A 6,864-nucleotide genomic window follows, 5' to 3' on the forward strand; every position below is an offset into this window, starting at 1 on the left:
GTTCAACCGGTTGGGAAAGGTTTGGAAGAGTTACTTCTACCACTGTTTTTGCAATGGTAAGTTCCAGTCAAGACCTACTGGAACTGGAATTTACTTTTCCAATTGACCACCTGAAAGGTTTTAAGATCACGGTTATTCACTCCTATGATCCTAGCTCCGCTCTTTAATGCCCGGTCTACTTCTTCTTCATCATGAGCTTCCACAAGTACGTCCATACCAAATTCTTCCGCAAGTTCGCGGTATTCTTTCAGTTGTTTATCATCAAGAATTGCACAGATCAGAAGCACTGCTGATGCACCGTAAGCTGCGGCCTGATAAATCATATATTCGTCTACTGTGAAATCTTTTCTTAGAACAGGAATGTCAACATTTGCTGTAATTTCTTTAAGGTATTTGTCTGATCCCAGGAAATAAAATGGTTCTGTAAGGCAGGATATCGCAGATGCTCCTGCAGCTTTGTACTCTTTTGCAATTTCCAGATAAGGGAAATCCGGTGCGATCAGTCCCTTTGATGGAGATGCCTTTTTTACTTCACAGATATAGGACATTCCTGGTTTTTGCAGTGCCCGGTAAAAGCTGTGGGCTGTCTTTGCAGCTTCCATCTGCTGCACTTTGTTTTGCTGAATTTGGCGTATCAGTTCTTCCTTCGTTACTTCTTGTTTCTGTTTTTCAATACGTTCTTTTGTTTTTTCTGCTATCTCATTTAAAATATTCATATGAGAATTTCCTCTTCATTATATCCTGTAAATTAATTCTGCTACTGTACGGTTCAGACATTTGACTCCTGGATAAATTCATCCAGTTTCTGCTGTGCTGCACCGTTGTCAATCAGTTTTTCTGCCATCTTTACACCTTCTTCAAGTGTTTCTGCTTTTCCCGCAATATAAAGTGCTGCACCTGCATTCAGACACACTGCCTGACGTTTCGGACCTCTTTCTTCACCTCGTAAGATTGCTTTTGTGATCTCTGCATTTTCTGCCGGTGATCCGCCAACCAGATCTTCTTTTAAGCATCTCTCGTATCCGAACTGCTCCGGTGAGATCTCATAAGACTGAAACCATCCATCTTTGATCTCACATACAGAAGTTGGGGCACTCATGGAAATTTCATCCAACTTATCCTGTCCAAAAACAACCATGCCTTTCGTTACTCCAAGTTTCGCCATAACCTGTGCAAGCGGCTCAACAAGTGACTGGTCAAAAACTCCCATAAGTTCCATATTAGCTCCTGCCGGATTGCTTAAAGGTCCCAGAATATTAAATACTGTACGGATACCAAGTTCTTTACGGATAGGTGCCACATACTTCATTGCAATGTGATAATTCTGTGCAAACAGGAAACATATATTGATTTTTTTCAGAAGTTCTGCACTCTTTTCCGGTGGAATTGTAATGTTTACACCGAGTGCCTCAAGGACATCTGCTGCACCACTTTTAGAAGAAGCTGCACGGTTTCCGTGTTTTGCTACCGGCACTCCTCCTGCTGCGATAACCAGTGAAGAAGTTGTGGAAATATTGAAGGAATTTGCTCCGTCACCACCAGTTCCGACGATCTCCAACACATCAAGATCATGGAGTAACTTGATACAGTGCGCTCTCATTCCTGCTGCTGATGCTGTGATCTCGTCAATTGTTTCACCCTTCATGGAAAGAGCTGTCAGATATGAGGACATCTGTACCGGGGTTGCCTGACCGCTCATAATTTCGTCCATAACTGTTTCTGCTTCCTGATATGTCAGATCTTCTTTTTTTGAAAGTTTGATGATTGCCTCTTTGATCATTTTTAATTCCTCCTGGTTTTTAACATTCTCTAAATACCACGAATTGTTCGCATTTATATATTTTGAACCCTGGTTTTCATAAAGTTTTTTATCATTACTTTTCCATCCGGGGTCATGACTGATTCCGGGTGAAACTGAACTCCAAATATCGGATATTCTGCATGTTCCACTGCCATTATCTCTCCGTCTTCTGACTCAGCCGTGATTCTCAAAGTCTCCGGAAGTGTCTCTTTTACTGCTGCCAGTGAATGGTATCTTGCGGCCTGGAAGCTGTCTCCTAAACCTTCAAATAATCTGCTTTTTCCAACAGTGTAAATTGTCTTTTTCTTTCCATGCATGAGTTCTTTTGCATAGGATACCTTTCCTCCAAAAGCTTCACAGATTGCCTGATGCCCAAGACATATTCCAAGAATTGGAAGCTTTCCTGCGAAATACTTTATTGCCTCAATACAAATTCCTGCCTCCGTAGGTTTACCAGGTCCCGGCGAAAGAATCAGCACTTCCGGGTTCATTTCTTCTATTTCCCTGACCGTATATTCATCATTACGGACAACCTTTATATCCGGCTCCACAGAACCGATCAGCTGGTACACATTATAAGAAAAACTGTCGTAATTATCTATCAGTACGATCATTCCAACCCCTCCTGTGCTTTCTGAATGGCAAGTACTACTGCTCTAGCCTTATTACAGCATTCTTCAAATTCTTTCTGTGGTACACTGTCTGCTACGATTCCGGCCCCTGAACGGATACAAATCTCTCCATTTTTCTTATATACAAGCCTTATCGCAATACAGGTATCAAGATTTCCTGCAAAATCCAGGTAACCGATTGCTCCTCCGTAAATTCCTCGTTTACTCTGTTCCAGTTCTTCGATAATCTGGCATGCTCTGAATTTTGGTGCCCCGGAAAGTGTTCCTGCCGGAAGGATCGAATCAACTGCATCAACTGCATCTCTGTCATCTCTGATCTCTCCTGCCACTGTAGAGCCAAGGTGCATAACCTGTGAAAAATGCTCCACACTTAAATATTTTTCTACTTTTACAGAACCGATTTTACTGATTTTTCCAATATCATTTCTTCCGAGATCAACCAGCATGTTGTGCTCTGCAAGTTCTTTTTCATCTTTCAGAAGTCCTGCTTCCAGTTCCTGGTCTTCCTCTTTTGTTTTTCCCCGTGGCCTTGTTCCAGCAAGTGGAAATGTAGTCAGTTTTCTGTTTTCCAGTTTGACAAGAGTTTCCGGTGAAGCACCTGCTATCTCGATGTCATCACTTGAAAAATAAAACATATACGGTGATGGATTTGTAGCTCTCAGCACTCTGTATGTATCAAACAGACTGCCTTCTGCTTTTGCTCTCATCGGATTTGATAGCACCACCTGAAAAATGTCTCCTTCTTTGATGTAATGCCTGGCTTTTTCTACCATCTCACAGTATTTTTCTTTTGGAAACTGAGGGCTGATTTCTGATTCAAGCTTAAGTGATGCAAACTGTTCTTTTTCTCCATTTCGAATCAGTTCTGCCATTTCTTCAAGTTTTTCTTCTGCTTTTCTGTATGATTCTTCCAACTGATCAAGCAATACACCTGTAATGAGAAGCACTTTCTGTCTGTAATGATCAAAGGCTATAACCTGATCAAATAACATCAGATCCATGTCTCTGAAATCTGGATCTTCATGCTCTCCAAGTTTCAGTTTCGGCTCGCTGTATTTAATATAATCGTAGGAAAAATATCCCACCAGACCACCAGTAAAGGGAGGCATATCTTCCATTACAGGGCTCTTATATTCCTGTATAATTTCCCGTAATGTATCTCCCGGATGAACAACTTTTTTTGTAATTTCTTCTTTTTGTCCACCTGTATAACGGATTCTCATAATACCGTCTGTACAGGTAATTTCCATTTCGGGTTCATAGCCAAGGAAGGAATATCTGCCCCATACTTCTGTCTGACTGGCGCTTTCCAGCAGATAACAGTGCCTGCTGGCTCTTCGTAATGTACGCATGACCTCTACTGGTGTATAACGGTCTGCATACAGTTCACGGCATACCGGAATGCGCTTGTATTCTCCGCTTTGTGCCATCTTTTTTATTTCTTCTAGTGTTGGATACATTTACTTACCTCCCTCGTCTAATCAGCTGTAACTTAGGATTTCTGCCGGAAGTTTATACAACATACAGAGAACTTGCCACCAGCAACTTCTCTTGCATACTATGGCAGGACAAAGCGGACAAGTCCGCTTCAAACTCCCTGAATCCCTCAATCTTTGAGGGACTTGCTACGCTTTGCGCGCTAGATGCAGTCTGCTTTAGCAGACATGTTCCTCATGCATCTGGTCGCATCCTCGCGGAGCTTTTTTTGCTTTATTGGAACATTACGGAGTAATTTCCTATAAAGTAAAAAAAGCTCATCCCGACAGAATCTTATATTCTGTCAAGGACGAGCTATAATATACCCGCGGTGCCACCTTGCTTCATGGAATGACCCATGCACTTTGCGAAATACCTGCATATTTCCGACAACTGACGTATGCCTTACGTCGCAGAATACTCAACTGATAAATGCCTTTCCCTGCGCCCTCTGCGGTCCATTTGACAATCTGCATTTCCACCCGGCTCTCACCCTCCCGGACTCTCTGTGCGCGCATAACTACCGTTATCTCCGCTTCATCGGTTTAATTAGCTAAATTGTTTTTTATAAAATACCACCATTCAGGTATGTTGTCAACCCTGTTTTTATTTTTTCACAAATAAAGTTACTGCTCGTTACTGTGAACGGAGTGAACAGTAACACTACTCTTTACTGTTCACTCCGTTTACAACAATTCATAACAATTTTTCCAATGCAATAGCCACCCCGTCATTTTCGTTTGTTTCAGTAACAAAAACTGCACATTTTTTACAGTTTTCCGTGGCATTTCCCATTGCAATACCATATTTCACAGCCTCGATCATGCTACAGTCATTATCTGCATCTCCAAAGGCCGCCACTTCCTCTCTGGATATTTTAAGTCTGTCCAGAAGCCACAGAAGTGTTTTTCCTTTTCCGGCATTTATATGACCTATCTCAATCAGATTTGGAACAGAAGATGTCACATAAACCTCTGGAATGTCATTTTCCAGCTCTCTGTACAGTCTTTCCTGTGTTTCTTTTTTTTTGCACACAAAAGCAATACTGTCAAGTTTATTCCTGCTTTTCAAGGCAAAAGAAACAATGTCTTTTATCGGTTTTCTGGTGGCTTTTATGTACTTCACACCATATTCTGTTGCACCATATGATGCCGGATCTTTTATATAAATTTCTTCCGAATATGGGATTCCCTCAATAAAAACCTCCATAATCACATCTTCTGCTTTCTTTACTCTCAAACAGGCTTCTACTGAAGAATCTTTAAGAAGACATTCATATATTCTTCTGTTCTCACCAACAGAATAAACTGCTCCTCCATTTGCTGTAATGATATATTCAACTCCAGGAAATTCTTTTATTATATCTGGAACAGCCTGGTAGGATCTTCCTGTTGCAGGAACAATATATACACCTTTTTTTACTGCTTCACTCAATACCTTTCGGTTTTTTACGGACAGTTCTTTTGTATTTGTCAGCAAAGTACCGTCAAGATCACTTGCAATTAATTTTATACTCATTCGTGTTTTTCTCCCGGATGCACATCTATTTTGTTTTATTATATAAAAGAAATGTCCTTATTTCTATACAAACTTTTCCCTTTTCTTACTCTTCAGTTATGCTATAATAAAAGAAACTTAAGCGCATTCAAAAGGAGTATATATATTATGAAATTCATTTATCCTGCGGTTTTCCGCAAAACTGAAAAAGGCAATTATAAAGGATATTTTCCTGATCTGGCATGTTGTGAAGCAGTTGGCGATACATTAGATGATGCGATTGAAAATGCAAATGCGGCTGCTTATGACTGGATCACTCTGGAATTATCAGAAGATGACTGTCAGCTGCCACCAGTCTCTGAAGCAGAAGATATGGATCTTCAGAATGGAGATATCGTCAGAAATATTTCTGTAAATATTCGTTTCTATGAGGGCTGGGATGAATAAAAAAAAGCGAATGGTTTCGCATTACTTCCATACGAACAGAAGATACTGTGTTTCTGTTCGTTTTCTTATTAGTAGATTTTCCAGAGCAATTGCTATGATTGATGATGGATTTACAAATGATTCTTCCAAATTTGTTCCAGTAATACAAATCCCGGTGACACAGTAATGTCATTGGGATTGTGTTATGTAATATTACTGGTTTATGTAATCCACTCATGAAGAGTTATCAAGTGTTATTCACGTAATCTGCTTCATGAATGGTATACAGGATAACGCGTGTTTCCGGATTTCTTACACACGTCTATGGATGTCTGCTTTTGCAGAACTCGCTTCGCTCAGACAAGCAACGCAGCCATCACTAGTGTGTAAGAAATCTCGGAAGCCTCGCGGGCATCCTGTCTCCATTCATTGAAGAGATTACTGCATGCAGCAATAATCACACCTGTACTGGTTCCAGGCCATAGGCAAATTAAGGTCTTTTGCATCGGGAAATGTATAAAATACTTATATCGATGCTAAAATTTCAGTATATCGCAGAATCCGGCATCGGATATTGAAAAAATCTCTTAAATCGATGCCTCAATCTCAATATTTCGCAGAATCCGGCATCGGATATTGAAGAAATCTTCTATATCGATGCACCAATCTCAATATTTCGCAGAATCCGGCATCGGATATTGAAAAAATCTCTTAAATCGATGCACCAATCTCAATATTTCGCAGAACCCGGCATCGGATATTGAAGAAATCATCTGTATCGATGCTGACGATCATCTTAACAAAATCCTGCAGAAAATTATCATTAACGGTATAGAAAAAACTGGGCAAGTCCGCTTTAAACTCCCTGAATCCCTTAATCTTTGAGGGACTCGCTACGCTTTGCACGCCAGATGCAGTCTACTTCAGCAGACATATCCCTCACTACTTCCAGTGCTTGTTTTGCACTTCTTTTTGGTCGGAATCCATATGAACATTCTCTGAAATCAGCTTCGAATACCGGTTCTATGGCTA

8 protein-coding genes and 1 pseudogene are annotated in these 6,864 nt (G+C 40.6%); 2 read left to right on the forward strand and 7 right to left on the reverse strand.

The annotated features are described in order from the left end of the window. Positions 1-107: 107 nt before the first annotated feature. From trpC to ACTNB8_RS15925, 6 genes and pseudogenes are all read right to left on the reverse strand, one after another. Positions 108-716: pseudogene (trpC, locus tag ACTNB8_RS15900) on the reverse strand (indole-3-glycerol phosphate synthase TrpC); the annotation flags it as partial. A gap of 53 nt (positions 717-769) precedes the next feature. Beyond that, positions 770-1,780 carry an anthranilate phosphoribosyltransferase gene (trpD, locus tag ACTNB8_RS15905; RefSeq protein ID WP_441056051.1) on the reverse strand — a complete coding sequence of 337 codons (1,011 nt, stop codon included), beginning with the start codon at positions 1,778-1,780 and terminating at the stop codon, positions 770-772. Positions 1,781-1,833: 53 nt separating this feature from the next. Further along, positions 1,834-2,415 carry an anthranilate synthase component II gene (locus ACTNB8_RS15910; RefSeq protein ID WP_441056052.1) on the reverse strand — a complete coding sequence of 194 codons (582 nt, stop codon included), beginning with the start codon at positions 2,413-2,415 and terminating at the stop codon, positions 1,834-1,836. Beyond that, positions 2,412-3,893 (reverse strand): anthranilate synthase component I, encoded by a 1,482-nt coding sequence (gene trpE / locus ACTNB8_RS15915; RefSeq protein WP_441056053.1) that lies wholly within the window; start codon positions 3,891-3,893, stop codon positions 2,412-2,414. The genes ACTNB8_RS15910 and trpE overlap by 4 nt, the downstream gene beginning before the upstream one ends. A gap of 360 nt (positions 3,894-4,253) precedes the next feature. Continuing rightward, complete coding sequence (locus ACTNB8_RS15920) at positions 4,254-4,427, reverse strand: hypothetical protein (protein WP_441056054.1); 174 nt, start codon at positions 4,425-4,427, stop codon at positions 4,254-4,256. Between the two features lie 178 nt (positions 4,428-4,605). Continuing rightward, positions 4,606-5,427 (reverse strand): Cof-type HAD-IIB family hydrolase, encoded by an 822-nt coding sequence (locus ACTNB8_RS15925; RefSeq protein ID WP_441056055.1) that lies wholly within the window; start codon positions 5,425-5,427, stop codon positions 4,606-4,608. Positions 5,428-5,574: 147 nt separating this feature from the next. On the opposite strand from ACTNB8_RS15925, the gene ACTNB8_RS15930 reads away from it, so the two are divergent. Next, a complete protein-coding gene (locus ACTNB8_RS15930) occupies positions 5,575-5,853 on the forward strand; it encodes a type II toxin-antitoxin system HicB family antitoxin (RefSeq protein ID WP_441056056.1) in 279 nt (92 codons plus the stop codon). Then, positions 5,846-6,019, forward strand: a complete 174-nt coding sequence (locus ACTNB8_RS15935) for a hypothetical protein (protein WP_441056057.1) — start codon at positions 5,846-5,848, stop codon at positions 6,017-6,019. The genes ACTNB8_RS15930 and ACTNB8_RS15935 overlap by 8 nt, the downstream gene beginning before the upstream one ends. 524 nt (positions 6,020-6,543) lie before the next feature. On the opposite strand, the gene ACTNB8_RS15940 is transcribed toward ACTNB8_RS15935, so the two are convergent. Next, positions 6,544-6,681, reverse strand: coding sequence for a hypothetical protein (locus ACTNB8_RS15940; protein ID WP_441056058.1), 138 nt, complete (start codon positions 6,679-6,681; stop codon positions 6,544-6,546). Between the last annotated feature and the right edge of the window lie 183 nt (positions 6,682-6,864).

It is taken from the genome of Blautia sp. HCP28S3_G10, assembly GCF_052065235.1.
Classification (GTDB): Bacteria; Bacillota; Clostridia; order Lachnospirales; family Lachnospiraceae; genus Blautia_A.